21 protein-coding genes are annotated in these 24,504 nt (G+C 66.1%); 8 read left to right on the forward strand and 13 right to left on the reverse strand.

Annotated elements, in window-relative coordinates; translation table 11 throughout:
* Positions 1–95: 95 nt before the first annotated feature.
* From ACQR1Y_RS17785 to ACQR1Y_RS17810, 6 genes are all read right to left on the reverse strand, one after another.
* Positions 96–1,106 carry a CobW family GTP-binding protein gene (locus tag ACQR1Y_RS17785; protein ID WP_434877563.1) on the reverse strand — a complete coding sequence of 337 codons (1,011 nt, stop codon included), beginning with the start codon at positions 1,104–1,106 and terminating at the stop codon, positions 96–98.
* Positions 1,103–2,710 carry an amidohydrolase family protein gene (locus tag ACQR1Y_RS17790; protein ID WP_434877564.1) on the reverse strand — a complete coding sequence of 536 codons (1,608 nt, stop codon included), beginning with the start codon at positions 2,708–2,710 and terminating at the stop codon, positions 1,103–1,105. The genes ACQR1Y_RS17785 and ACQR1Y_RS17790 overlap by 4 nt, the downstream gene beginning before the upstream one ends.
* A 259-nt stretch (positions 2,711–2,969) precedes the next feature.
* Positions 2,970–3,800 carry an ABC transporter permease gene (locus ACQR1Y_RS17795; RefSeq protein ID WP_434856105.1) on the reverse strand — a complete coding sequence of 277 codons (831 nt, stop codon included), beginning with the start codon at positions 3,798–3,800 and terminating at the stop codon, positions 2,970–2,972.
* Between the two features lie 81 nt (positions 3,801–3,881).
* Positions 3,882–4,913: an ABC transporter substrate-binding protein gene (locus ACQR1Y_RS17800; RefSeq protein ID WP_434856106.1), complete on the reverse strand. Its 1,032-nt coding sequence runs from the start codon at positions 4,911–4,913 to the stop codon at positions 3,882–3,884.
* A 31-nt stretch (positions 4,914–4,944) separates the two neighbouring features.
* Entirely contained in the window at positions 4,945–6,009 is a 1,065-nt protein-coding gene (locus ACQR1Y_RS17805) for an ABC transporter ATP-binding protein (protein WP_434877565.1), read from the reverse strand.
* A complete protein-coding gene (locus ACQR1Y_RS17810; RefSeq protein WP_434877566.1) occupies positions 6,009–6,833 on the reverse strand; it encodes an ABC transporter permease in 825 nt (274 codons plus the stop codon). Before ACQR1Y_RS17810 ends, ACQR1Y_RS17805 begins: the two co-directional genes overlap by 1 nt.
* A 436-nt stretch (positions 6,834–7,269) precedes the next feature.
* Here ACQR1Y_RS17810 and ACQR1Y_RS17815 point away from each other — a divergent pair, with 436 nt between their 5' ends.
* From ACQR1Y_RS17815 to ACQR1Y_RS17840, 6 genes are all read left to right on the forward strand, one after another.
* On the forward strand, positions 7,270–8,160 hold the full coding sequence (locus ACQR1Y_RS17815; RefSeq protein WP_434877567.1) for an ABC transporter substrate-binding protein: 891 nt from the start codon (positions 7,270–7,272) through the stop codon (positions 8,158–8,160).
* 333 nt (positions 8,161–8,493) lie between these two features.
* Entirely contained in the window at positions 8,494–10,122 is a 1,629-nt protein-coding gene (locus ACQR1Y_RS17820; RefSeq protein ID WP_434856110.1) for an amino acid ABC transporter permease/ATP-binding protein, read from the forward strand.
* Positions 10,123–10,315: 193 nt separating this feature from the next.
* Complete coding sequence (locus tag ACQR1Y_RS17825; RefSeq protein ID WP_434877568.1) at positions 10,316–11,557, forward strand: acetamidase/formamidase family protein; 1,242 nt, start codon at positions 10,316–10,318, stop codon at positions 11,555–11,557.
* Positions 11,558–11,839: 282 nt separating this feature from the next.
* The gene (locus tag ACQR1Y_RS17830; protein WP_434877569.1) at positions 11,840–14,173 is read left to right on the forward strand and encodes an acetamidase/formamidase family protein; all 2,334 of its coding nucleotides are present in this window, start codon (positions 11,840–11,842) and stop codon (positions 14,171–14,173) included.
* A gap of 189 nt (positions 14,174–14,362) precedes the next feature.
* Positions 14,363–14,746 carry a RidA family protein gene (locus ACQR1Y_RS17835; protein ID WP_434877570.1) on the forward strand — a complete coding sequence of 128 codons (384 nt, stop codon included), beginning with the start codon at positions 14,363–14,365 and terminating at the stop codon, positions 14,744–14,746.
* Positions 14,747–14,887: 141 nt separating this feature from the next.
* Positions 14,888–16,483, forward strand: coding sequence for a gamma-glutamyltransferase family protein (locus tag ACQR1Y_RS17840; protein ID WP_434877571.1), 1,596 nt, complete (start codon positions 14,888–14,890; stop codon positions 16,481–16,483).
* 22 nt (positions 16,484–16,505) lie between these two features.
* On the opposite strand, the gene ACQR1Y_RS17845 is transcribed toward ACQR1Y_RS17840, so the two are convergent.
* Positions 16,506–17,366: a LysR substrate-binding domain-containing protein gene (locus ACQR1Y_RS17845; RefSeq protein WP_434877572.1), complete on the reverse strand. Its 861-nt coding sequence runs from the start codon at positions 17,364–17,366 to the stop codon at positions 16,506–16,508.
* A 151-nt stretch (positions 17,367–17,517) separates the two neighbouring features.
* Here ACQR1Y_RS17845 and ACQR1Y_RS17850 point away from each other — a divergent pair, with 151 nt between their 5' ends.
* Positions 17,518–18,261 carry a haloacid dehalogenase type II gene (locus ACQR1Y_RS17850; protein WP_434877573.1) on the forward strand — a complete coding sequence of 248 codons (744 nt, stop codon included), beginning with the start codon at positions 17,518–17,520 and terminating at the stop codon, positions 18,259–18,261.
* A gap of 17 nt (positions 18,262–18,278) precedes the next feature.
* Here ACQR1Y_RS17850 and ACQR1Y_RS17855 read toward each other — a convergent pair whose 3' ends face one another.
* The 4 genes from ACQR1Y_RS17855 to kynU form a co-directional block, all read right to left on the reverse strand.
* Entirely contained in the window at positions 18,279–19,784 is a 1,506-nt protein-coding gene (locus tag ACQR1Y_RS17855) for an amidase (RefSeq protein ID WP_434877574.1), read from the reverse strand.
* A gap of 207 nt (positions 19,785–19,991) precedes the next feature.
* Complete coding sequence (locus ACQR1Y_RS17860; protein ID WP_434877575.1) at positions 19,992–20,819, reverse strand: alpha/beta hydrolase; 828 nt, start codon at positions 20,817–20,819, stop codon at positions 19,992–19,994.
* Positions 20,820–20,850: 31 nt separating this feature from the next.
* A complete protein-coding gene (kynA, locus tag ACQR1Y_RS17865) occupies positions 20,851–21,690 on the reverse strand; it encodes a tryptophan 2,3-dioxygenase (RefSeq protein WP_434877576.1) in 840 nt (279 codons plus the stop codon).
* Complete coding sequence (kynU, locus tag ACQR1Y_RS17870) at positions 21,687–22,880, reverse strand: kynureninase (protein WP_434877577.1); 1,194 nt, start codon at positions 22,878–22,880, stop codon at positions 21,687–21,689. Before kynU ends, kynA begins: the two co-directional genes overlap by 4 nt.
* 256 nt (positions 22,881–23,136) lie before the next feature.
* On the opposite strand from kynU, the gene ACQR1Y_RS17875 reads away from it, so the two are divergent.
* Entirely contained in the window at positions 23,137–23,541 is a 405-nt protein-coding gene (locus tag ACQR1Y_RS17875) for a DUF4864 domain-containing protein (RefSeq protein WP_434856549.1), read from the forward strand.
* 5 nt (positions 23,542–23,546) lie between these two features.
* Here ACQR1Y_RS17875 and ACQR1Y_RS17880 read toward each other — a convergent pair whose 3' ends face one another.
* Both ACQR1Y_RS17880 and ACQR1Y_RS17885 read right to left on the reverse strand, forming a co-directional pair.
* Positions 23,547–23,942: a thioesterase family protein gene (locus ACQR1Y_RS17880; protein ID WP_434877578.1), complete on the reverse strand. Its 396-nt coding sequence runs from the start codon at positions 23,940–23,942 to the stop codon at positions 23,547–23,549.
* A gap of 228 nt (positions 23,943–24,170) precedes the next feature.
* Entirely contained in the window at positions 24,171–24,497 is a 327-nt protein-coding gene (locus ACQR1Y_RS17885; protein ID WP_434877579.1) for a tautomerase family protein, read from the reverse strand.
* Between the last annotated feature and the right edge of the window lie 7 nt (positions 24,498–24,504).

A 24,504-nucleotide genomic window follows, 5' to 3' on the forward strand; every position in this document is an offset into this window, starting at 1 on the left:
GGATTCCGGGTTCAATCGCGCACACGCGAGCGCGTGTGCACGATTGCCCCGGAATGACGGTGCGTGGCTTGGGACGGCGCTGCTGTTCGCAGCGTTCAGGTCACCCACTCCGCGCGGATGCCACGCGGCGCGTCTCTGGTCTCGGGCTCGCGCCATGAGAACGTGAACAGCCCCGACGGGTCGACCTGTTCGAGTTCTGTGCGGACGATGTCGCGCGCGATCACGACGATGAAGGGCGGTGGCGGCTTGTCGGCCGTGAGTTGCCGCGGCGGCGAGAACACCGTGCCGACGCTTTCGACCAGCAGCGGGCGCGGCGCCTCGGGCACCTTCACCAGCCCCTTGATGCGCAGCAGGCGTTCGCCGAGGCGGCCGGCGACATTGTCGAGCCAACCGGCGAGATCGGCGTAAGCGATCTCGGCGTTCGGGCGGACGAGACAGAGCGCAAGGCGCGGATGCGCGGCGGCCAGGGCGGGCGCGATCTCGCGCAGCGGCGGTGCTGATGATAACGGCGCGAAGGCGGCAGACACGATGGCCCCACGATTCGCATCGGCGATGGCCTCGGCCACGGGATTGAGCTGGGCGATCGCAACCGGCGCTCCAGTAAGCGCCTCCAGCGCGAGATCGGCCTTGGTCGCGACGATACGATGCGCCGCCGCCCATTGCGCCGCGGCTTCCTCGAACGTCGCAACCGCAAGCCCGCGGGTGAGATCGTAGGTCGCAACGACAGCGACGCGCATGCGGTGCTCGGCCAAGGTCGCGAGCTGGCGCAGCACCGGGCCGGGCATCGACAGGCCGGACGTTTCCAGGATGATCCTACGCAACGGCGGCAGGCCGTCTGGGCGCGGCGCCATGATCAGGCGGTCGATGGTGAAGGCGAGGTCGCTGCCGACCTGGCAGCAGACGCAGCCGTTCGACAGCATCGCCATCGGCACGTCGTCGCCGCTCTCGCGCAAGAGCACGCCGTCGAGCCCGACCTCGCCGGCCTCGTTGACGATGATCGCCGTGTCGGACGCCGTCTCGGCACTCAGCACGTCGCGCAGCAGCGTCGTCTTGCCCGAGCCGAGGAAGCCGGTGAGGACGAAGAAGTCGATCGTCGCGGCGCTCATGGCGCCGCGGCGTCCTTGGTGGCGTATTTCTCCGGCACGTCGCTCTCCCAGCTGGCCTTCACCAGCTCACGCACGTCGGCCAGCAGCTCCTCGGCGTCGTAGATGATGCCGTCCTTAATGGTGTATTTCAGGCCGCGATGCCATTCGACGGCGTTGGTCGCGTCGTTGAAGCGCATCGCGCCGGTACCGTAGAGCAGCTTGAAGTCCGTCAACGGATTGTGGTCGTGCACCAGCAGGTCGGCGCGCATCCCGACGTCGACGGTGCCGATCTCGTTCTCCAGCCCGCACAGCGCAGCCCCCTGCGAGGTCGCCGAGCGGAGCACCTCGAGCGGATGGAAGCCGGCCTCCTGCAGCAGCTCGAGCTCACGGACATAGCCGAAGCCGAAGATCTGGTAGATGAAGCCGGAATCCGAACCGGTGCAGACCCGGCCGCCGCGGTTCTTGTACTCGTTGATGAAGGCCATCCAGAGCCGGTAGTTCTCCTTCCACTCGATCTCGTTCTGGGTCGACCAGCGATACCAGTACGAGCCGTGGCCCCCCCGCTGCGGGGTGAAGTAGTCCCACATCGACTTCCAGGTATACTCCTTGTGCCAATAGGCCTGGCGCGCCCGCATCAGGTCGCGGTTGGCGTCGTAGATCGTGAAGGTCGGCACGAACGTAAAGCCGATTTCCAGAAACTGCTCCAGCACCTCGTTCCACTTGGCCGAGCCCGGCTCGGCGCCCTGCCTGAACATCTGGCCAGAGACGGAGAAGCGGAAATATTCATCCGTATAGTTGTAGTCGAGCGGGAAGTTCTGGATGACGCGGTCCTCGAACAGCGCCTCCGGCAGGCCGTAATAGTGCTCGGCGCTGGTCAGGCCCCATTTCGCGGTCGTCAGCGCATTCATGCGCGACACCGCCATCTGGGCGTGGTGGCAGCCGGTGCGCAGGCCGATCTGCTTGCACTCGTCGAGCGCGGCTTCCATGATCGCGGGCGGCGCGCCGAAGAACTTGATGCCGTCGGCGCCGCGCTGCTTGACCTGACGCAGCCACTCCCGTCCCTGCTCCGGTGTGTAGATCGTCTTGACCATGTCGTTGACGGCCGGGAAATAGGCGTAGGCCAGCAGCCGCGGCGCGGCGATCGTATTGTTCTCGGCGCGCTCTTTCTGGTCGAGCATCCAGGACAGGCCGTTCATCGAGCCCATCTCGCGCACCGTGGTCACGCCATGCGCCAGCCAGAGCTTGTAGACATAGTCGACCGGTGGCACCCAGCCATTGGCGGAGTGATAGGCGACGCCGGCATGGGCGTGGCAGTCGACGAAGCCGGGCGTCACCCATTTGCCGCGGCAGTCGATCTCGTGATCGGCCGGCTCGCCGGTGTTGCCGGCATAGCCGTAGCCCACGACCTTCTTGATGCTGACGATGCGGCCATTCTCGACGATGATGTCCACCGGCCCGATCGGCGGCGCGCCGGTGCCGTCGATGACCGTGGCGCTGCGCAGCGCCAGCCGCTTAAACGGCCCGATGCCGCGATCCCGCGTCGTCGCCTTCGGCACGATCGGCGCCGCGCCCTTGTTCCGGATGAGGGCGAGCTCATCGCCCGGCAGTGTGGCTTGGTCGGTCATGCCGTTTCTATCCTTGTTATCCCGAACTACCAGCGAAGGAGGCGGTGCGCTCCCTCTCCCCGTCCTTCACGGGGCCGCGACGAGCTTCGCTCGCGCTGAGAGGGTTGGGGTGAGGGGCCGCCGCACGGGGAGTGTATGCGGTGAGACCTGTACCCCCTCACCCGGATTGCATCTGGCGATGCAATCCGACCTCTCCCCGCAAGCGGGTCGAGGTTGCACCGCGTCCGCGGCGAAGCCTCCGCCCCACTCATTTCGTACCTCATCCCGTCCGATATTTCCGCGCGAACGCCACGCTGCCGAACACGGTGAACGCCATGGTCACCGCGAGCAGCATGAAGGCGAGCGCGGCGCCCATCGGCCAATTGTTGCCGCGCACGAACTGGTCGTACACCGCGGGCGCCATCATCTTGAATCGCGGGCCGCCGAGAAGCACCGCCGTTGCATAGGTGTTCATGCATAAAACGAACACCAGGATCGAGCCGGCGGCGACGCCCGGGCCGGACAGCGGCAGGATCACCCGCCAGAACACGCGCGCGCCGGAGGCGCCGAGATTGGCCGCGGCATACTCCAGGTCGCGCGGAATGCTCTCGATCACGGCCGACAGCGTCAGGATCATGTAGGGCAGCACCACCGCGATGATGCCGATGATGACCGCCTTGGTCGTGAACATGATTTCCAGCGGCGCCGAGATCACGCCGAGCTTCAGCAGGCTCGCGTTGACGAGGCCGTCACGCGCGAACAGCGCCATCCAGCCGGCGGAACGCACGACATTGCCGACCAGCAGCGGGAACAAGGTCGCGATCACGACCAGGCTCTTCCAGCGGCTTTCCATGCGGCCGAGCCAATAGGCGGCCGGAAACGCCAGGATCAGCGTGAGCAAGGTGCACAGCATGGAGATGCCGAGCGTCGCCAGGATGATCTGCTGGTAGTACGGGTCGGTCGCGGCCTTGATGTAATTGTCCGGCGACAGCGCCTGCACCATCAGCTGGGTCGGGCTGAACTGGTTGAGCGAGATCCGGAACATCAGGATCATCGGCCCGATCAGCAGCGCCAGGACCAGGAGACAGGCAGGGACGATCAGCAGCGCCATCGCGCGAGCTCCGATTGCAGATGAGCGGCGGATCGGCCGCGTGCTCCTGCGGCCGAGGCCGCAGGAGCGATGAGACAAGGCTCAGGCCTTGAACTCCTTGTTCCAGAAGTCGAGCGTGCGCTGCGAGCGTCCGGCGGCATAGGCATAGTCCGGCTTCAACAGCCGCGCGCGCTCGGCCTCGGTGAGGCTGACCTGCTTGGCGAGATCCTCCGGCAGCGGCGCGTCGGTGACGGTCGGGACATAGCCCATCTTGTCGGCGAACCCGCCCTGCGCCTTGGCGTCGAGCATCGCGTCGAGATAGGCGAAACCGCCGGCCTTGTTCTTGGCGTTCTTCGGCACCGAGGCCTGGAACACGATCGCCGGCGTGCCTTCCTTCGGCACGACATGGGCGAGCGGAATGCCGGACTTCTTCCACATGAAGCCGCGCGCGAGCCACATCGTGGTGATCCACACCTCTTCCGACTTCAGCGCAGCTGCCAGCGCCTCGTTCGACGGATAGATCTTCACGTCGAGCGAGCGCCATTCCATCAGCTTCTTCTCGGCTGGATCGAGATTGCTGACGCCACCGCCGCCGGCGAGCGCAGCGGCCAGCGTGTTGTTGGGATAGAGAATGTCGGCGAGACCGATCTTGCCGCGCCATTTGGGATCCCAGAGATCCGCGAAGGATTGCGGCGGCGTCTTCACCTGGTTGGTGTTGTAGAGGATGACCTGCGCCGAATAGATGTGCGGGATCGCGATCTCGCTCTTGAGCTCCGGGAAGACCTTGTCGAGCCGCTTCACCTGCGCCGCGTCGATCTTCTCGAACACGTCGGACTGCGAGACGATGTAGGCGTCGTTGTCGGACAGGCAGGAGACGTCCATCGAGCCGCGCCGGCTCTGCCGCTCGGCGAGCAGCTTGGTCTTGCGCGGATCGGCGTTGGCGACGTCCTGCACGATCTCGAAGCCCTTCGGCGTCATGATCGGCTTGTCGATGATGTCGGACAGCAGTTGGCCATAATCGCCGCCCCAGGTGCCGACCACCACCTGCCCGCCCTCGGCGCGGGCGGTCGGCATGCCGGAAGCCAGCGCGGCGACACCGGCGCTTGCAGAGAGAAAATGACGTCGCGAAATCATGGGAGAACCTCTCGCTGGGGATGAACGATCTTTACTTCGATGTTTGCGGCACGAGACGCGGGACCTTGCGGTCCCATTGCAGCGACACGGCATCATTGGGCTTGAGCGCGGCCAGCGGCTCACCGGCATCAGGCGTCGGCCTCACGGCGACCAGCGTCTCGTCGCCGAGCGCCACCACATATTCGGTCTGCGCGCCCATATAGGTGATCGCCTGCAGGCGGCCGCGCACCTCGCCGGCGTCGCCGGGCACGATATCTATCCGTTCCGGGCGCAGCGCGAAGGCGTCGGCATCATCGCGCTCGCCCGTGATGACATCGACCGGGAGCAGCAGGCCACCGCTGGTGCGGAACTGGCCGTCATTCGCGCGGCGGCCAGTCAGGATGTTGCAGCGGCCGACGAAGTCGGCGACGAACGCATCGACCGGCGAATCATACAGCGCTTGCGGCGTGCCGATCTGGCGCACGCGACCGCCCTCCATGACGACGAGACGGTCGGCCATCGTCAGCGCCTCCTCGCGGTCATGCGTCACCATCAGCGTGGTCAGGCCGAGCCGCTGCTGCAGCGCGCGGATCTCCAGCCGCACCTCGGCGCGCAGCTTGGCGTCGAGATTGGACAAGGGCTCGTCGAGCAGGAAGATGCGCGGATTGATCACCAGCGCGCGCGCCAGCGCCACGCGCTGCTGCTGTCCGCCGGACAATTGCCGCGGCAGCCGGTCGGCGAGATGCGACAGCCGCACCAGCTTCAACGCCTCATCGATCTTCGTCTTGCGCTCGGCCGCATTGAGGCCGCGCATCTCCAGGCCGAAGCCGACATTGTCGGCCGCGCTCATATGCGGAAACAGCGCGTAGGACTGGAACACCATGCCGGTGGCGCGCTTGTAGGCCGGCAGAAGCGTGACGTCCTCGCGGTCGAACAGCACGCGGCCGCTGCTCGGCGGCAGGAAGCCCGCGACCATGCGCAACGTCGTCGTCTTGCCGCAGCCGGAGGGGCCGAGCAGCGCGACCAGCTCGCCCTGGTTGACCGAGAGATCGAGGCCCTCGACGCCGATCGACGTGCCGAAGCGCTTGGTGAGCTTCTCCAGAATGAGCTGCGCCATCACACCACCCGCGACAGTTTGACGAAGCGGTCGGTGATCACCATCAGCAGCCCGACCAGCGTGATCTGCACGGTGGCGACGGCGGCGAGCGTCGGATCGATGCGAAATTCGAGATAGTTGAGCATGGCCACAGGAAGCGTGATCCGTCCGGGGCCGACCAGCAGCATCGACAGATCGAGATTTTCAAAACTCTGGATGAAGGAGAACATCGCGGCGGCGACGATCCCCGAGCGCATCATCGGCAGCGTGATGCGGCGGAACACGGTCAGCGGGCTGGCGCCGAGATTGGCGGCGGCCTCTTCGGCGGCACGGTCCAGCCCCTGCAGGCTGGCGACGACCAGCCGGACGGTCCACGGAATTGCAAGCAGCGTATGCGCGGCAACCAGGCCTTCGGTCGTCGCCTTGATGTCGCGGTCGAGCAGGTCCTCGGCCAGCACGTAGAACATGTAGAGCCCGGAACCGGCGACCACGCCGGGCACCGCGAGCGGTGCCAGCAGGAACGATGACAGCGCCTGCCGGCCGCGGAATTCGCCGCGCACGATCGCGAGCGCCGCGGCGGTGCCGAGGGGCACGCCGATCGCGGTCGCGAGCAGCGCCACCTGGAAACTGGTACCGAGGCCACGTAAGAATTCCGGCTTGCCCAGCGCGTTCGCGTACCATTTCAGCGACAGCCCCGACGGCGGGAAGCTGACGATCTCCTGCGCGAAGAAGCTGGTCATCACGATCATGACGACCGGCGCGAAGATGATGGCGTAAGCGACGACGATCAGTGTCCGCACTGCGAATTGGCCAAAAGACAGTTGTCCCGTAAAACGGAACAGCATTGCAGACACCTCAACAAACAAAGGGGCAGGTTGCGCGGCGGCATCGTAGTCGGCAGCTCCGCCCCCGCCAAGCCCGCGAGGCGGCCTATCGCAATGCACATGTGCATGGGCGAGCCGGCATGCGGTGCCACGATCCTGACGCGTGAGTCGCCATCCGCTCCATCTCGGCGTTAGCGCCGCAAGCAATTTCCGATTTGCAGAATTTCATGTGCCGCCGCCCCGAAGACCGCTCCCGAGCAGCAGCCATTCCGCAGAGGCGTCGTTTTGGGCAACCGCTGCTCAATTCTTGCACCGGCGCGATCCAATTTTTTGTGCGCCCAGGGACAAGTCATGCGCGCGGGCGCGCACCTAAGCTTCGTCTCAAGCTTGGACCGGGGCGACGGCACCCATGCACCGCCGGACCAGCGCGACATCATCGTTCGAAGGAGCTGGCAACATGCAGACGAAGCTATTCACTGGAGCGCGGCGCGCGTGGCTTGCCGCGCTCGGCGCCATCATCGCGGTGGGGCTTCTCGCCCCCATCGACGCGCAGGCGGCGACGCCGGCGGGCTGCGCGGCGCTGAAGGAGAAATATCCGGACTGGAAGGGCAAGACGCTGGTCAACGCCATCAATCCGCACACGCCGGGCTACGAGTCGATCGACCCGAAGGATCCGAGCAAATATGTCGGCTTCGACATCGATCTCGGCGAGGCGATCGGCGACTGCCTCGGCTTCAAGCTGACCTACAAGGCGGTGACCTTCGCCGCGCTGCTGACGACGCTCTCAAGCGGCCAGGCCGACATCGTCATCTCCGACATCTATGCCACCAAGGAGCGCGCCAAGGCCGCCGACTTCATCACCTATTCCAAGGTGTTCGACGGCGTGCTGGTCGCCAAGGGCAATCCGAAGGGCATCAACGGCATCAACATGTCGATGTGCGGCGCGGCCGCGGCCGAGAATACCGGCTATGTCGAGGTGCCGCTGATCCAGGATCTCGCGCCGAAATGCAAGGAAGCCGGCAAGCCTGAGCCGACCATCCAGCTCTACGACAACAACGCCAACTGCATCCAGGCCATCCTGGCCGGCCGCGCCGACACCTATGTCAACGACGTCAACACGGTCGACCAGGCGGTGAAGGCCTATCCGGACAAGCTGGAGAAGGCGATCGCCGTGACCATCCCTTATTCGGTCGGCATCGCCGTGCCGAAGGACAAGCCCAAGTTCCGCGACGCCGTGCTGGCCGCGCTGATCGAGGTACAGAAGGAAGGCATCCACCAGGAGCTGTTGAAGAAGTGGCAGCTCGATCCGGCCAACTTCAAGGAGCCGGATATCCTGACGGCGGACTAATAGGCATCTCCTGAGAGCAAGACTGCGTCGACACGCGGCGGTGCGCTCCCTCTCCCCGTCCTTCACGGGGAGAGGGTTGGGGTGAGGGGCAGCCGCACGGGAAGTGTTCCTCGTGAGACCTGTACCCCCTCACCCGGATTGCATCTAGCGATGCAATCCGACCTCTCCCCGCAAGCGGGGAGAGGTGAAGACCGCCGCTGCCGCACGACGCGACTCGTAGGGTGGGCAAAGCGAAGCGTGCCCACCGTCTTTCTTCCGCACCACCGCGGTGGGCACGGCGCGTCGCGCCTTTGCCCACCCTACGAATCTACGCACCTCGCAGGCCGACCGCTCATGTCCCTTTTCCTGCACTATCTCAGCATGCCGTACCTGCTGCAGGGCATCGAGCTGACTCTGCAGGTCACCGCGCTCGGCCTGGTCGGCGGACTGATCCTTGGCCTGGTCCTCGCCGCGATGCAGCTCAGCCGGTTCTGGCCACTGTCTGTGATCGCGCGCGGCTACACGGTGATCTTCCGCGGCACGCCGCTGATCCTGCAGATGGTGTTCGCCTACGATGCCCTGCCGCATATCGGCATCAAGCTGCCGGCGGTGCTGGCGGCCGGCCTTGCGCTCGCCTGCAACGAGGCGCCGTTCATTGCCGAGATGCTGCGCTCCGGCGTGCTCGGCGTCGATCGCGGCCAGTTGCTCGCGGGCCAGGCGCTCGGCATGACGCCGGGTGTGCTGATGCGCCGGATCATCGCGCCGCAGGCGATCCGCACCATGATCCCCGCCTTCGGCAACGAGGCGGTCAGCGCGCTGAAGAACTCCTCGCTCGCTTCCGTGATTGCCGTACAGGAGCTGACGCTGCGCTCGACGCAGCTCGCCTCCTCCACCTTCGATTTCTTCTCGATCTTCTTCGCCTCCGGCCTGCTGTATCTCGGCCTGACGGGCGCGATCAGCGTCATCCAGCTCGCGCTGGAACGGCTTTTTGATCTCGATCGCACGGCGAAGCAGCGCAAGCTTGCGGATTATCTGCCGTGGCGTCGCGTTGACCTCGCGACCAAGCTGGAGCTTGCGGACAAGACAGCGCCCGCCGTCGAGGCCGCTGCGCTCGAACCCGCGGAACTGAAGGAAACGCCGCCGCTTGCCCTCTCGATCGAGGACCGTGCGCGGCGCGCCGCGACGATCGCCCGCAACAACGTCGCCGTCGAAGTCAAGGATCTGCGCAAGGCCTATCACGGCAACAAGGTGCTCGACGGTCTCGATCTCACCGTCCGGATCGGCGAGGTGATCGCGCTGCTCGGTCCATCGGGCTCCGGCAAGAGCACCCTGCTCCGCTGCATCAATCATCTGGAGAACTGGGATGCCGGCGAGATCCGTGTCGGCGGCCGCAAGCTCGGTTTCGACGACAAGGACCGCAAGCTGTCGCCGCGCGCGGTCGCCAATGAGCGCGCCAATGTCGGCGTCGGCATGGTGTTCCAGCAGTTCAATCTGTTCGCGCATCTCACCGCCAAGGAGAACATCGCCGGTCCCTTGCGCTGGGTGCACGGTCTCGGCCGTTTCGAGGCGGAGCGGCGTGCCCTCGAGCTGCTGGAGCGCGTGGGCCTCTCGCATCGCGCCGATGCGCTGCCACGGCATCTCTCCGGCGGCCAGCAGCAGCGCGTCGCGATTGCGCGTGCGCTGGCGCCGAACCCGAGCGTGCTGCTCTTGGATGAGCCGACGTCGGCGCTCGACCCCGAGCTGGTCAACGAAGTGCTGGAGGTGATCCGCCGCCTCGCCATCGACGACGGGCTGACCATGATCATCTCGACGCATCAGATCCGCTTCGCCGACGAGGTCGCCGACCGCGTCGCCTTCCTCAATGGCGGAATCATCCTCGAACAGGGACCGGCGCACGAGGTGCTGACCAATCCGCGCCATCCGCTGACCGCGCGCTTCCTCTCGGTGATGGAGGCCGAGCGGCCGAAGGACGCGGTGGCATGAGCGCGTTGTTCGCACCGACCCCGCGGCCATCCTTCGAGACGCCCGCCTGCGGCGGGCTCCTCAGGATGAGGTCTGAGGGTGCGGCGCGCTCACTCTCTCCCCTCATGGTGAGGAGGCGCGCAGCGCCGTCTCGAACCATGAGGCCCCATCCGTCTCGATCACATCGCAACGATCTGAGCAAAGAGGCCCTCGCATGAAGCACCATCTGCTGCCGGTGTCCAACAAGACCGTCCATTGGGGCTATTTCTCCAAGGTGGTGACACCCGCCCTTACCTTGCGCTCCGGCGACCGCGCCACGATCGAGACGCTGACCCACCACGCCAATGACGACTACGAGCGCATGATCAAGGACGACCCCGGCGCCGAGAGCGTGTTCAAGTGGACGAAAGAGCACAAGGCGGTGGCGCGGCGCGGCTCCGGGCCGACCGAGGGCCCGTTCATTCGCGGCGCGGGCGAAGGCATCGGCGTGCACCTGCTCACCGGCCCCGTGGCGATCGAGGGCGCGGAGCCCGGCGACGTGCTGGAGGTGCGCATCCTCGACATCCGGCCGCGGCCGAGCCAATGCGGCTGCCACGCCGGCAAATGCTTCGGCTCCAATGCCGCCGCCAATTGGGGCTTCCAATATCACGATCTGATCGAGGAGCCGAAGCCGCGCGAGGTCATCACCATCTTCGAGCTCGACACCGCGGGCGAGCCGTTCGCGAAGGCGGTCTACAACTACGTCTGGACGCCGCAGACCGACCCCGACGGCATCATGCACCCGACGATCGACTATCCCGGCGTGCCGGTCGACCACACCACGATCAAGAAGCGCGAGAACATCCTGCCCAACGTGAAGGTTCCGGCGCGGCTGCATTTCGGCACCATGGGCCTGGCGCCCTCGGAGGCGGACTATGTCTCCTCGATTCCCCCGAGCTACACCGGCGGCAACATCGACGACTGGCGGATCGGCAAGGGCGCGCGGATGTATTATCCGGTCGCCGTGCCCGGCGCCTATTTCTCGGTCGGCGATCCCCACGCCGCGCAGGGCGACAGCGAGCTCGGTGGCACCGCGATCGAGACCTCGCTGACCGGCGATTTCGAGTTCATCCTCCACAAGAAGAACGATCTCGCCGGCACCTCGCTCGAAGGCCTGACGCATCCGCTGCTGGAGACCAATGAGGCATGGTCGGTCTACGGCTTCACCTATCCGAACTACCTCGCCGAGCTCGGCGCCGACGCCCAGACCGAGATCGCCAACCACTCCAGCCTCGACCGCGCCATGCGCGACGCCTTCCGCAAACTCCGCCGCTTCCTGATGACGGTGCATCATCTCAGCGAGGACGAGGCGATCTCGCTGATGTCCGTCGGCGCGGATTTCGGGGTGACGCAGGTGGTGGATGCGAATTGGGGCGTGCACGGCACGATCCGGAAGAACGTCTTCCGGTGTGATTGATGACGATGTGACGCAAGTTCTCGCCTTACGGCAGGTGCGCTCCCTCTCCCGCTTGCGGGGGAGGGCTGGGGTGGGGGCGCCCCCGGGCGACACTGCCGCCGGGGACCCCCACCCCTAACCCCTCCCCGCAAGGGGGAGGGGACAGACCGCTGATGGGGCAGCAGAATCGAACACAATGACCTTGAGAGCAGAAGACTGAGGAACGCCGACATACCGCTGAAGCAAACCGTCAAGCTCATCTGGCACGGGGGTTGCTTCGCATTCCCCGACCCGGGGCGTGCCATGAGTTTCCGTCCGTTCACCAGCGAATCCTATGCGCAGGGCGAGCGCCCCGAGGCGTGGCGCGATGTGCTGAATTCGGTCGGGCTGCAGCCTGCCGCGAAGTCTCCGTTCGATGACGGGCACGCGACCGCCTCGAATCGCAGCGCGCCGGGCGTTGCACTGTCGCGGCTGTCGGCGGGCGCGCAGGCCATCGCTGCGGTTCCGCAGCTCCAGGAGGACCTGCCGATCGCGCTGCTCGCGATCGAGGATGGCGCCGTGCTCCGTTGCGGCGACGCGCATCGCATCATCCCGTCCGGCCATCTCATCCTGCTGCCGCGCACGGGCGATTGGAGCCTCGCCTTCCAGCGCGACCTGCGCGCGATCGTGCTGTCGGTCACATCGGCCGCCCTGCACGGGCGTATCAGCGGCAGGCTGAAATTCGCCAAGCCCCAGGTGATCGCGCCAAGCGGGCTCGCCGACGTGGTCTGCCGCACCATGGAGGCGACCGCGCGGACCCTCGACACGCTGAGCGACGCCGAATGGAGCACGGTGGCGCAGAGCCTGGTCGATCTCCTGCTGACGCTCGCGCATCAGCAGGCGGTGCCGACCTCCGAGGCTGGCAGCAGCGCGACCCAGGCCGCGATCCTGCACCGGATCTGCCAGGCGATCGAGCGTCGGCTCGAAGACGCCGAACTGACGCCCACGCGCGTCGCCCAGGCGGAAGGCATCTCCGAGCGCTATCTGCAAAAGCTGTTCGAGAGCGCCGGCGACAACTACACGCATTACGTCAAGGAACGGCGGCTGCAGCGCGCCTGGGCCGATCTCTCCAATCCGGCCGAGGCGCATCGCTCGATCTCCGAGATCGCCTATCGCTACGGCTTTGCCGACTCGGCCCATTTCAGCCGCAGCTTCCGCGCCCGCTTCGGCCTGTCGCCGCGCGAGTTCCGGCAGCAGAAGGCCGAGCAGGCGGTGACCTCCGTGGCGCCGCGCGGCCAGCGCGGCTGGCCGCAGGATGCGCTGGCGCAGCAGCGCGGCTGCCAGGCGCCAGCCACGCTGAAAAGCAGCACCGCCCTGCCCGCGCCAGCCAACGACCGGGATGCACAACAGCGGCATCATCATCTCGCTGTATCGGCCGAGCGCGTGCATTGGGGCTATTTCAGCCGCTCGCTGCCGCCGCAGCTCGAGATCGCCTCCGGCGACACGATCACGGTGGAGACGCTGACCCAGCATGCCTCCGATGATCCGGAGCTGATGATCGCAGGCGATGACGGCGCGCTCAGCGTGTTCGGCTGGAGCAAGACCAGGAAGAACGTCGACCGCCGCGGCGCGGGCCCGATGGACGCCAGCGTGTTCGGGCGCGGCGCCGGCGAGGGCTTTGGCGTGCACATCTGCACCGGCCCGGTGGCGATCAAGGATGCGCAGCCCGGCGACGTGCTGGAGGTGCGCATCCTCGACATCGTGCCGCGGTCGAGCCGGAGCCCCCAGCACAAGGGCCGCGTGTTCGGCTCCAGCGTCGCGGCATGGTGGGGCTATCACTACAACGAGCTGATCTCAGCACCGGCTCCGCGCGAGGCGGTCACGATCTACGAGATCTTCGCCGACGCTGCCGAGCCGCATGCGCGCGCGCTGTATTCCTATCGCTGGGAGCCGCAGACCGATCCGTCCGGCGTGGTGCATGCGACCTACGACTATCCCGGCGTGCCCGTCGCGCCCGACAGCATCAAGCGACGCCACGGCGTGCTCGACAACATCCGCATTCCCTTGCGGCCACATTTCGGCGTCATCGCGGTGGCGCCGCGCGAGGTCGACTTCGTGGATTCGATTCCGCCGTCCTATTTCGGCGGCAATCTCGACAATTGGCGGCTCGGCAAGGGATCGACGGTGTATCTGCCAATCGCGGTGCCCGGCGCGCTGCTCTCGGTCGGCGATCCCCATGCGACCCAGGGCGACGGCGAACTCGGCGGCACCGCGATCGAATGCTCGATGACCGGAACCTTCCAGGTCATCCTCCACAAGAAGTCGCAGCTCGCGGGCAAACCCTTTGCCGATCTCAGCTATCCCCTGATCGAAACCGAAACCGATTGGGTGCTGACCGGCTTCAGCCACCCGAACTATCTCGCCGAGTTCGGCGCGCAGGGCCAGAGCGAGGTCTACGCGAAGTCGTCGCTCGACCTTGCGATGAAGGACGCGTTTCGCAAGATGCGCCGCTTCCTCATGCACATCAAAGGGCTCAGCGAGGACGAGGCGATCGCGCTGATGTCGGCTGCGGTGGATTTCGGCGTCACGCAGGTGGTCGACGGCAATTGGGGCGTCCACGCGATCCTCAGCAAGCGGCTGTTCGAGGATGCGGATTGAGTTGACTCCGCCAGCTCCCAGACCTCCGTCATTGCGAGCGAAGCGAAGCAATCCAGGGCGTCACGCGCAGCCCTGGATTGCTTCGTCGCGGAGCCTGTCATCGGGCCGCGCTTCGCGCGGACCCGTTAGCTCCTCGCAATGACGACCGTTATCGTCTTTCCATTTAGCCACACACGAGAGGACACCACCATGCAGTTCCACATGATCGCCGGCGCGACCAAGCCGGTGGCGCCGTTCAGCCATGCCGTCGAGACCGACGGCTTCGTGTTCGTCACCGGCCAGATGCCGGACTCACCGGAGGCGAAGGGCGTGCTGCCAGAGGGGATCGTGGATCAGACGAAGGCGGTGATGCAGAACTTGAAGTACATCCTCCAAAGTCTCAACCTCGGCCTCGAACATATTGTGATGTCTCGGATTTACCTGACCGAGTTCAAGCGGGATTACGCGGCAATGAATGAAACCTATCGTTCATTCTTCCCCGCGGACCGGCTGCCGGCCCGTACCTGCGTCGGCGTCACCGGCCTCGCCTATGACGCGCTGATCGAGATCGATCTGGTCTGCCGACGACCATAAGGCCTGAATGGTAAATTTCTCCTCAACGCCTGGTACGGCCATTCGATCTGAGCTGAGGAGGCAGGCGCGGTTGCCGATTGTGTGTCGGCGGCCGACGGTGTCAATTCGCCCGACCAATGAGGCGGATCGAAGGGAAGTGCCATGCCGTATCAGTTTTCCAATCGCCAGGAGATCCGCAAGCCGGCGGTGACAGCCAAGGGCGGCATCGTCGCGGCGCAGTCGCGGCGGGCGGCCGAAATCGGCGCCGAGGTGCTGGCGGCCGGCGGCGACTGCATCGACGCGGTCATCGCGACCGGCTTTGCGCTCGGCGTCGTCGAGCCGTGGATGAGCGGGCTCGGCGGCGGCGGCGCCATGGTGCTGTATCGCGCCAAGGAGAACAAGGTCGAGGTGATCGACTACGGCATGCGCGCGCCGGACTCGCTGCGCGTCGAGGACTATCCGCTGACCAATGACGGCAGCGTGTCCCCCGACATCTTCCCGTGGCCCCGCGTCAAGGACGACCGCAACCTGCATGGTCCGGGCGCGATCGCCGTGCCCGGCGTCGTCGCCGGCATGGAGGCGGCGCACCGCCGCTATGCCAGGCTGCCTTGGCAGGACCTGGTGAAGCCGAGCGTCGCGCTGGCCGCCGAAGGCCTGCTGGTGGACTGGTGGACCACCGTGATGATCTCGAGCTGCGCCGCCGATTTGCGCCGCTATCCCGGCAGCGCCGCGGCCTATCTCAAGGATGGCCTGCCGCCGAACCCGCAATGGGGCGCCAAGGCGGTGACACGGCTGCCGCTGGAGCAGCTCAAGGCGACGCTGTCGCATCTCGCCCAAGCCGGCGCGCGCGACTTCTACCAGGGCGACATCGCCCGCTCCATGACCCGCGACATCCAGGCCGCCGGCGGCGCGTTGTCGGTCGAGGATCTCGCTGCGTTCGAAGCGCATGTCCGCGAGCCGCTGCGGATTCCCTATCGCGGCGGCACCGTGTTCGCGACGCCGGAGCTCACCGCAGGCCCCACGCTCGCACACGCGCTGCGGCTGATGCAGGCGAGCATCACGGCCAGCGGCAAGACGCCCGATGCCGGTGCGTTCGTCGCCTATGCGGAAGCGCTGCAATCGGCCTATCGCGAACGGCTGAACGACATGGGCGACGCCGCGGGCAAGCGCGCGCTCGGCGCCGAATATCTCGCGCCCGCCTGCACCACGCACTATTCGGTGGTCGATCGCGACGGCAACATGGCCGCGGTGACGCAGACCCTGCTGTCGGGCTTCGGCTCGAAGTTCCAGGCGCCGCAGAGCGGCATCATGATGAACAACGGCATCATGTGGTTCGACCCGACGCCGGGCACCACCAACTCGCTCGCGCCGGGCAAGCGCTGCCTCACCAACTACACGCCCGTCGTGGCGGAAACTGCGGCAGGACAACGTCTCGCGCTCGGCGCTTCCGGCGGCCGCCGCATCCTGCCCGCGGTGGCGCAGATGCTGTCCTTCGTGATGGACTACGGCATGGATCTCGACGCTGCGATCCATCAGCCGCGCATCGACGCCAGCGAAGGCGACGTGGTCGGTGCCGACACGCGGCTGCCGGCGGAGGTGATCAATGCGCTCTCGGCGAAGTTCGAGACGATTCCGGCGCCGGTCCAGACCATGCCGATGAAGTTCGCCTGCCCCAGCATCGTGCTCCGCGATGGCGAGACCAACAGCGGCGCGACCGAGATTGCGCATGCCTGGGGCGATGCGGTGGCGGAGAGCTGATCTCCGCGCGTATCTGCGGCCATTACGCCGGCAGGCTGGCTCCCGTCAGCCTGTCGGCGAGGAAGGTGGTCAACTCCCCGACCGTCCGGGAGTTGGTCCGGCCGCGGGCATAAGCGAGTTCCACGGCCGGCAGGCGGGGAAGGCCGAGATCCTGCCGGATGATGCGCAGCGGCGGCTGCACCAATGCGCGTGCCAGGACCGTGATCCCCAAGCCTTCGAGCGTCGCCGCCTTCAGGCACTCGAAACTCGGGCTGACGAAGCTGAGATGCCAGCGCCGGTCATGCTGCTTCAGCGACGACAGCGCGAAGCGGCGATAGGCACAGCCCTCCGGGAACAGGACCAGCGGGATGGATGCATCATCCGGGCTGTAGTTCGGGCCGCTGACCCAGACCAGTTGCTCCGTCAGCATCGAGGTTCCGGTCCGGGCGCCGACGTCCTGCTTGAAGAAGGCGAGGTCGAACTCGCCGCGGGCGCTCCGCTTCATCAGGCTTTCCGACTGATTGGCCTCCACCTCGATGCCGACCATGGGATTCTTTCGCTTGAACCGCGCGAGCCAGGTCGTGAAGTCGCGGCCGAAGAAGTCGAGCGGAACGCCGAGCCGGACGAACCCGACCAGAACGTCGTCGCTCATCGACGCATAGGCTTCGTCATTGAGCTGCAGGATGCGCCGGGCGTATTGCACGAAGCGGTCGCCCTCGGGGGTCAGCTCCAGCACCCGGCCCTTCCGCCGCGCCAGCAACGGCTTGCCGACCTGCATTTCGAGCTTGGTCATCTGCTGGCTGATCGTCGACTGCGACCGGCCGACGGTCTCGGCGGCGCGCGAGAAGCTCATCGTTTCGGCGATGACCAGAAACGATCTGAGGCAGTCGATATCGAAGTTCACGACAATCCCCGCTATCGAAAAAGACGATACTGACATCGTCATTTTTCACTTTGTCGGCCGAGCCGCGGTCCGTAAAGACCAGACTTGCGGCATCGGCTGGCGGACCCCGCATCAGCCCTCCGGTCGCACCCTCGACACAAGGACAGGTCCCGTGGCGATCAACACCGTGGTTTTCGACGCTTACGGTACGCTCTACGACATCCAATCGGTGGCGGCCGTTACCGATGCAGCCTTTCCGGGCCATGGCGACATGATCACCCAGGTCTGGCGCATGAAGCAGCTCGAATACACCTGGCTCCGCTCGCTGATGCGGCGCTACGAGGATTTCGAGACGGTCACCCGCCAATCCCTGATCTACACCTTGCGGATCCTCGGGCTGCGCTACGAGGAGGCGCTGCTCGACAGGATCATGGACAAATACGTCCATCTCGATCTCTACCAGGACGCGCTGCCGGCCCTGAACCATCTCCAGGGATGCCAACTGGCGATCCTCTCGAACGGTTCGCCCGCGATGTTGAACACCCTGGTCCGAAACACCGGGCTCGATCGCCTGCTCGACAAGACCATCAGCGTCGATGCCAGGAGGATCTTCAAGCCCAGCCCCGAGGCCTATTCCCTGATCGAATCCGAACTCGGCGCCAAGCCGGCCGAGGTGCTGTTCGTCAGCTCCAATCCCTGGGACGCGATCGGCGCCAAGGCCTTCGGGCTGAACGTCGCGTGGATCGAGCGGGTCACACAAGAGGCGATGGCCGCGGCTTGCGACAGCACTGCAGTCGTGCCGCCGCTGACGATGTTCAAGGCGATGCGGACGCAGATGGACGAGCTCGGGCTCGCGCCGGATCACCGGATCCGGGGATTGTCCGAGCTCGCCGGGCTGCTGCCATCGCGGCCGTAGGCCGATCAGCAGGCTCGCTACTGATAGCACGCCTCGAGCGCCGCGGCGGCGCGGTACAACGTCATTTCGTCGAGATGACGCGCGATCAGCATCGCGCCGATCGGCCGGCCGTCGGAGGTCTTTCCGACAGATACGGAAATCGCTGGATGGCCGGTGAGGCAGGTCGGCGCGGTGTTGCCGACCATCTCGAACGCACGGCCGATGATCTCCTCGCGCGAAGCACCGGGCGGAGGCAGCCGCGTCGCCGCCATCGGCGTCGTCGGCATCAGCAGCAGATCGGCCTCTCCGAGAGCGCGATCATAATCTGCCGTGAGCAGGCGGTTGAGATTCTGCGCCTTGCCGTAATAGCGGCCGCGGTTGCGCGACGACATGTAGTGGCCGGTCAGGATGCCGAGCTTCAGCGTCTCCGACAACTCGCCGGCCCGATCGCGCCAGCGCGCATGGGCATCCAGCAGGCTCTCGAGAAACACGCCCTTCATGTTGGTGCCATAGGCGTTGCCACGCATCATCAGATCGGTAGCGCCTTCGAGAAAGATCGGCGTCCAGATCGCCGCGCCGGCGGCATGCAGCGGCACCGAGACCTCGCGAATGTCGGCCCCTTTTGCCTGAAGACGACCCGCCGCCTCGCGCACGCGGTCGTCGACCTCCGTCTCGGCGCCGGCCGTACCGAACCCTTCGGGCACAATGCCGATGCGTAAGCCGGCCGCGCCTTGCGACAGCGCCTGCGTGTAGTTCTGCCTGGGTGCCCCGCGCTGCCGAGGATCGAGGCCGTCAGGTCCCGCCATCACCTCGAGCATCAGCGCATTGTCGGCCACGGTGCGGGTGATCGGTCCGGCGTGATCGACCGTGAGCTCGACGGCAAAGATGCCCGTGTAGGGCACGAGGCCGTGCGTGGGCTTGAGACCGACCGCGCCGCAATACGACGCAGGGATGCGGATCGAGCCGCCCTGATCGCCGCCGGTGGCCATGTCGACGATGCCGGCCATCACCAGGGCGGTCGATCCCGATGACGATCCGCCGGCATTGTAGCCGGGCACAACAGGATTCTCGACGACGCCATTGGCGGAGGTGTGACTGCCGCCGGAGGCGCAGTAATACTCGCAGACCGCCTTGCCGAGGATATCAGCGCCTGCGTCCAGCAGGCGCGTGACGATGGTCGCATCCATCTCCGGCACATAGCCTTCGAGGATGGTGGCGCCGTTCATCATCTGCACGCCGGCAACGCAGACATTGTCCTTGATGGCGACGCGCTTGCCCTTCAGCCTGCCCTCCGAAGCGCCACGGATATGCGTGGTCACCGCCCAGGCGCCGAACGGATTGTCCTGCGGCGCCGGACGGACGCCCGGAGGCCGCGGATATTTGACCTCGGGCAGCGGAGTGGCCATGCCGTCGACGAGATCGTAGGCGTCGAGCTGGCCCTGCATCAGCGCGAGAAACGACAGCGCATCGGCATCATCGAGATCCAGGCCAATCTCACGCGCAGCTTGCTGCAGCTCGGGTGCACTCGGACGGCGGACTGGCATCGATGCCTCTCGTCAAGGTGAGAGCCGGCCCACCCGCGACGATGCGAGTGGACATCAGCGTTCAACATGCGATGAGACTAGCCAGCCGTGAGATCATTCCATAATGAGTTATGTCGATAGCAGTAATTGGTTTTGACGATAGTGTTCTCACGTACGGTCGCGACGGCGATAGCTACCGCCATCGCCGTTCTCGCCGCGAGTGCGCGCTTATTGCGCCACCAGCGCCTTCACCAGCCCGCTCTCCGCGTCTGCCAGCTCATCGATCACGTCGAAATGGTGCCGGTCCGGCGCCTCGACATAGGCCGTGGACGCGCCGAGTCCGGTCCAGATATTCGCGAGCAGCTGGGCCTGGCGGCGGAATTCGTTGCGCTCGGCGCCGCCGACCCAGGCGGTGACGTCGACGCCATCGATGGGCACCAGCAGCGCCGGGCTCTCGCGCAGCGCCGTGGCATCGTCGATATGCAAGGTCTCGTTCATGGCGGTCCGCTGCAGCGGACGCAGGTCGTGCAGGCCGGAGATCGACACCACGCTGGTGATGCGCTTCTGCCGCTCTGCCGAGAGCGGCGCGCCGCGGCAGATCATGCGGCTGACGAGATGGCCGCCGGCGGAATGGCCGGTCAGCGCGACAGGCCCGTCAACCTCGTCCATCGCCTTCGCGATGGCCTGCGCCACGTCGACCGTGATGTCGGCGAGGCCGACCTCGGGACACAGCCGATACGACGGCATCGCGACGGCAAAGCCGTGGGCGATCGGTCCCTTCGCGAGATGCGACCAGAAGCTCTTGTCGAGCCGCATCCAGTAGCCGCCATGCACGAACACGACGAGACCCTTCGGCTTTCCTTCCGGCAGGAAGAGATCGAGCCGCTGCCGCTCATGCGCGCCGTAGGCGATGTCGAGATTCGCGCGGCCCTGCCCCGCAAGTTCTTTCCGATACGCTTCCGCAGGCGCGACCCACAGCCCAGGCCAGCGCTCGCCGCCGGGAATGTTCGGGCCGTTGGCATAGGCGTTGTCCCAGTCCTTGACGGCATACAGCATTGATATCTCCTGATCGAATGTGCGCGCGGCCTCACAGCCCGGTGCGTAGCTTCCAGAGTTCGGGGAACAGCACGATCTCCAGCATCTTGCGTAAGTAGTTCACGCCCGAGGTGCCGCCGGTGCCGGTCTTGAAGCCGATGATGCGCTCCACCGTCGTGACATGGTTGAAGCGCCAGCGGCGGAAATAATCCTCGAAATCGACCAGCTTCTCGGCGAGCTCATACAGCTCCCAATGCCGCTGCGGATCGCGATAGACGCTGGTCCAGGCCGCGGCGACCTCGGGGCTCTCAGCCCGCGTGCCGCGCCAGTCGGTGCGCTGGCCGTCGGCGCCGATGAAGAAGCCGCGCCGCGCGAGCAGCCGCAGCGCTTCGTCATAGAGGCTGGGCTTCGCCAGGATCGACTCCAGCTCCGCCGTCAGCTCTGGATGATGCGCATGCGGGCGCAGCATCGCGAGATTGCGGTTGCCGAGCAGGAATTCGATCGAGCGATACTGGAACGACTGGAAACCGGAGGACTCGCCGAGCTTGTCGCGGAACAGCGTGTACTCGCTGGGCGTCATCGTGCGCAGCACGTCCCAGGCGCCGTTGAGCTGCTCGAAAATGCGCGACACCCGCGCCAGCATCTTGAACGCCGGCTGCACGTCGTCCTTGGCGATCGCGGCCATCGCGGCCTTGATCTCGTGGATCGCGAGCTTCATCCACAGTTCGGAGGTCTGGTGCTGGATGATGAACAACAGCTCGTCATGCGCCGTCGATAGGGGCTCCTGCGCGTCGAGCAGGCGGTCCAGCATCAGATAATCGCCATAGGACATCCGTCCCTTGAAGTTCATCCGCGCACCTTCGGTGGCGGGATCGTAAGGGGCGTTGCTCATGTCACGAGCTCCTTCTGGCGATATTCGGGCTTGTCCCAGAGCTTGTTGTCGAGCACCTCCGCGAGAATGTCGACGGCGCCGCGCACCTCGGCCTCGCCGATGTAGAGCGGCGTGAAGCCGAAGCGCAGCGCGTCCGGCGCGCGGAAGTCACCGATCACGCCGCGCGCGATCAGCGCGCGCATGATCGCATAGCCGTCGGGATGGCGGAACGACACCTGGCTGCCGCGCCGCGTCGCATCGCGCGGCGACGCCAAGGTGAGCGACGGACAACGCGTCTCGACCTCTGCGATGAACAGCTCGGAGAGCGCGATCGAGGCCTTGCGCACGTCGTGCATCGATACGCCCTCCCACGCATCGAGCGCTGCATCGAGCGCCGCGAGCGCGATGATCGGCGGCGTGCCGATGCGCATGCGCTCGATGCCGCCGCCGGGGCGATAATCGAGATCGAAGGCGAACGGCGCCTCGTGGCCCATCCAGCCCGACAGCGCCGGGGGCGCGATCTCGGCATGGCGCGGCGCGACATAGATGAAGGCCGGCGCGCCGGGCCCGCCATTGAGATATTTGTAGGTGCAGCCGACGGCGAAATCGGCATCGGCCCCGGCGAGATCGACCGGCACGGCGCCGGCGGAATGCGCGAGGTCCCACACGGTGAGCGCGCCGGCGGCATGCGCCTTCTTCGTCAGCGCGGCCATGTCGTGCATGCGGCCGGTGCGGTAGTCCACTTCGGTCAGCATCAGCACGGCGACGCTGTTGTCGATTGCGGCCTCGACCTGTTCGGGCTCGACCACTTTCAGCGACGCGCGATCGCCGAGCATGCGGATCAGGCCCTGCGCCATGTAGAGATCGGATGGGAAATTGCCGCTGTCGGACAGGATCACGCGGCGACCGGGATTGAGCGACAGCGCCGCGGCGAGCGCCTGATACACCTTGATCGACAGCGTATCGCCCATCACGACCGTGCCGGGCGCCGCACCGATCAGCCGAGCGATGCGATCGCCGACGCGGCGCGGCTGCACCATCCAGCCGGCGCTGTTCCAGCCGCGGATCAGCTCCTGCCCCCACTCCGCCTGGAGCATATGCGCGACGCGCGCAGGCACCGCGGAGGGCAGCGCGCCGAGCGAATTGCCGTCGAGATAGATGACGCCCTCAGGGATCGTGAAGAGCCCCCGGGTCCTGGAAAAATCGGTCATGCTGCCCCTGTTTCGTTCGCGGCCCTGCATGCATGATTCGCGCCGCATCCGACCAGATCAAGCCGGACGCGGCGCGGCGGGCATCGCGCCGGTCGCATGGCTCGCGGATATTGGCTCGCGAAGACGTGACGGCGTCGACACAGTCCGGCCGGTGGATCGACACCGGCCCGCGACATTGACGCGCCACGGCAGGCTTGTCACGGGCGGCGCGTGGCGCATGATATCTATGATCCGAACTGCCGATGGAGGACACGACATGCGCATTCTGATGCCGCTCGTCCTGCTGCTGTCGTTATGGGCGCAATCCGCAAGCGCAGCCGACGCCGGCGCCGCGCAAAGCGTCATTCGCGCCCAGGAGCAGGCCTTAGCTCGGGATGACGGCGCGACCGCCTATGCGCAGGCAGCGCCCGAAATCCAGGCGCTGTTTCCGAGTATCGAGATCTTCATGAGCATGGTGAAGAGCGGCTACCCGCCGGTCTATCGCCACCGTAGCTTCGAGTTCGGCGCGGCGCAGGTCGAAGGCGACAGCGTCGCGCAGCGCGTCCACATCGTCGATCCCGACGGCCAGGCCTGGGAGGCGCTGTACACGCTGCAGGTCCAGCCCGATGGCAGCCTCAAGATCACCGGCTGCTCGCTGTTGAAAACGGGCCAGTCGGTCTAACTGCCCTACGGCACGCCGAAGCGCTTCTTGAACTGCTCGACATTGATCAGGCCGCGGCCGTGGCGGCCGTCGCCGATCTTGGTCTCGCCATGATAGGCTTCAACGTTGAAGCGGATGACGCGGCGCTCGACCTCGATCACCTCGGCCACGGTGCGGATGGTGGCTCCGACCGGCGAGGCCGCGAGATGGCGGATATTGACCTCGGTGCCGACCGTGACCCAGCCCTGCGGCAGCACCGGATTGATGGCGTCGCCCGACGTCATCTCCATTTCCAGGATCATCATTGGCGTCGCATAGACCATCGGCATATGCGGCGCGAAGTGCCCGACGGTGCGCTCCGGCGGCACGACCAGCAGGCGCTCGGCGCGCATGCCCGGCTTGATGATGTCACGTGCGTCCATGGGTGGCTCCAAATTCCGCGGTCATCCCGGACAAGCCACGACGCGCGACAGCGCGGCGAGGCGCCGATCCGGGATCCATACGCCGTGCCGGTCGTGTTGGGCAAAAGGCCAACGACCGGCGTGCCTCAAACCGCTCCCTGGGGGTATGGGTCCCGGCTTTCGCCGGGACGACGGCGGTGTTTGTCGATGCCGGCTGGGCTGGCCCCGCTTCGCCGGAACGACCGCGCACTACTTCTTCTGCTCGGCCAGGCGCTCGACGAAGGTCTTGCCGCCCTTCATCTTGTGGGTCAGCGGCGCCTCGTTGATCTGGATGACGACGGCCTCGGGATCGACGCCGAGATGCGTCACCAGCGCCTTGCTGATGTCGCGCATCATGTTGGTCTTCTGCTCGTCGGTCCGGCCGGCGGCCATGTTGATGGTGATCTCGGGCATTGGTTGCTCCCTGTTAGTCAGCCTTGTCTGAAGCTCGTCATTGCCGGGCTTGACCCGGCAATCCATCTTCTGAAATCGTCGGAATTGTTTGAAGTGATGGATGCGCGGGTCAGGCCCGCACATGACGGCC

This window comes from Bradyrhizobium sp. HKCCYLRH3099 (assembly GCF_051167855.1).
Lineage (GTDB): Bacteria > Pseudomonadota > Alphaproteobacteria > Rhizobiales > Xanthobacteraceae > Bradyrhizobium.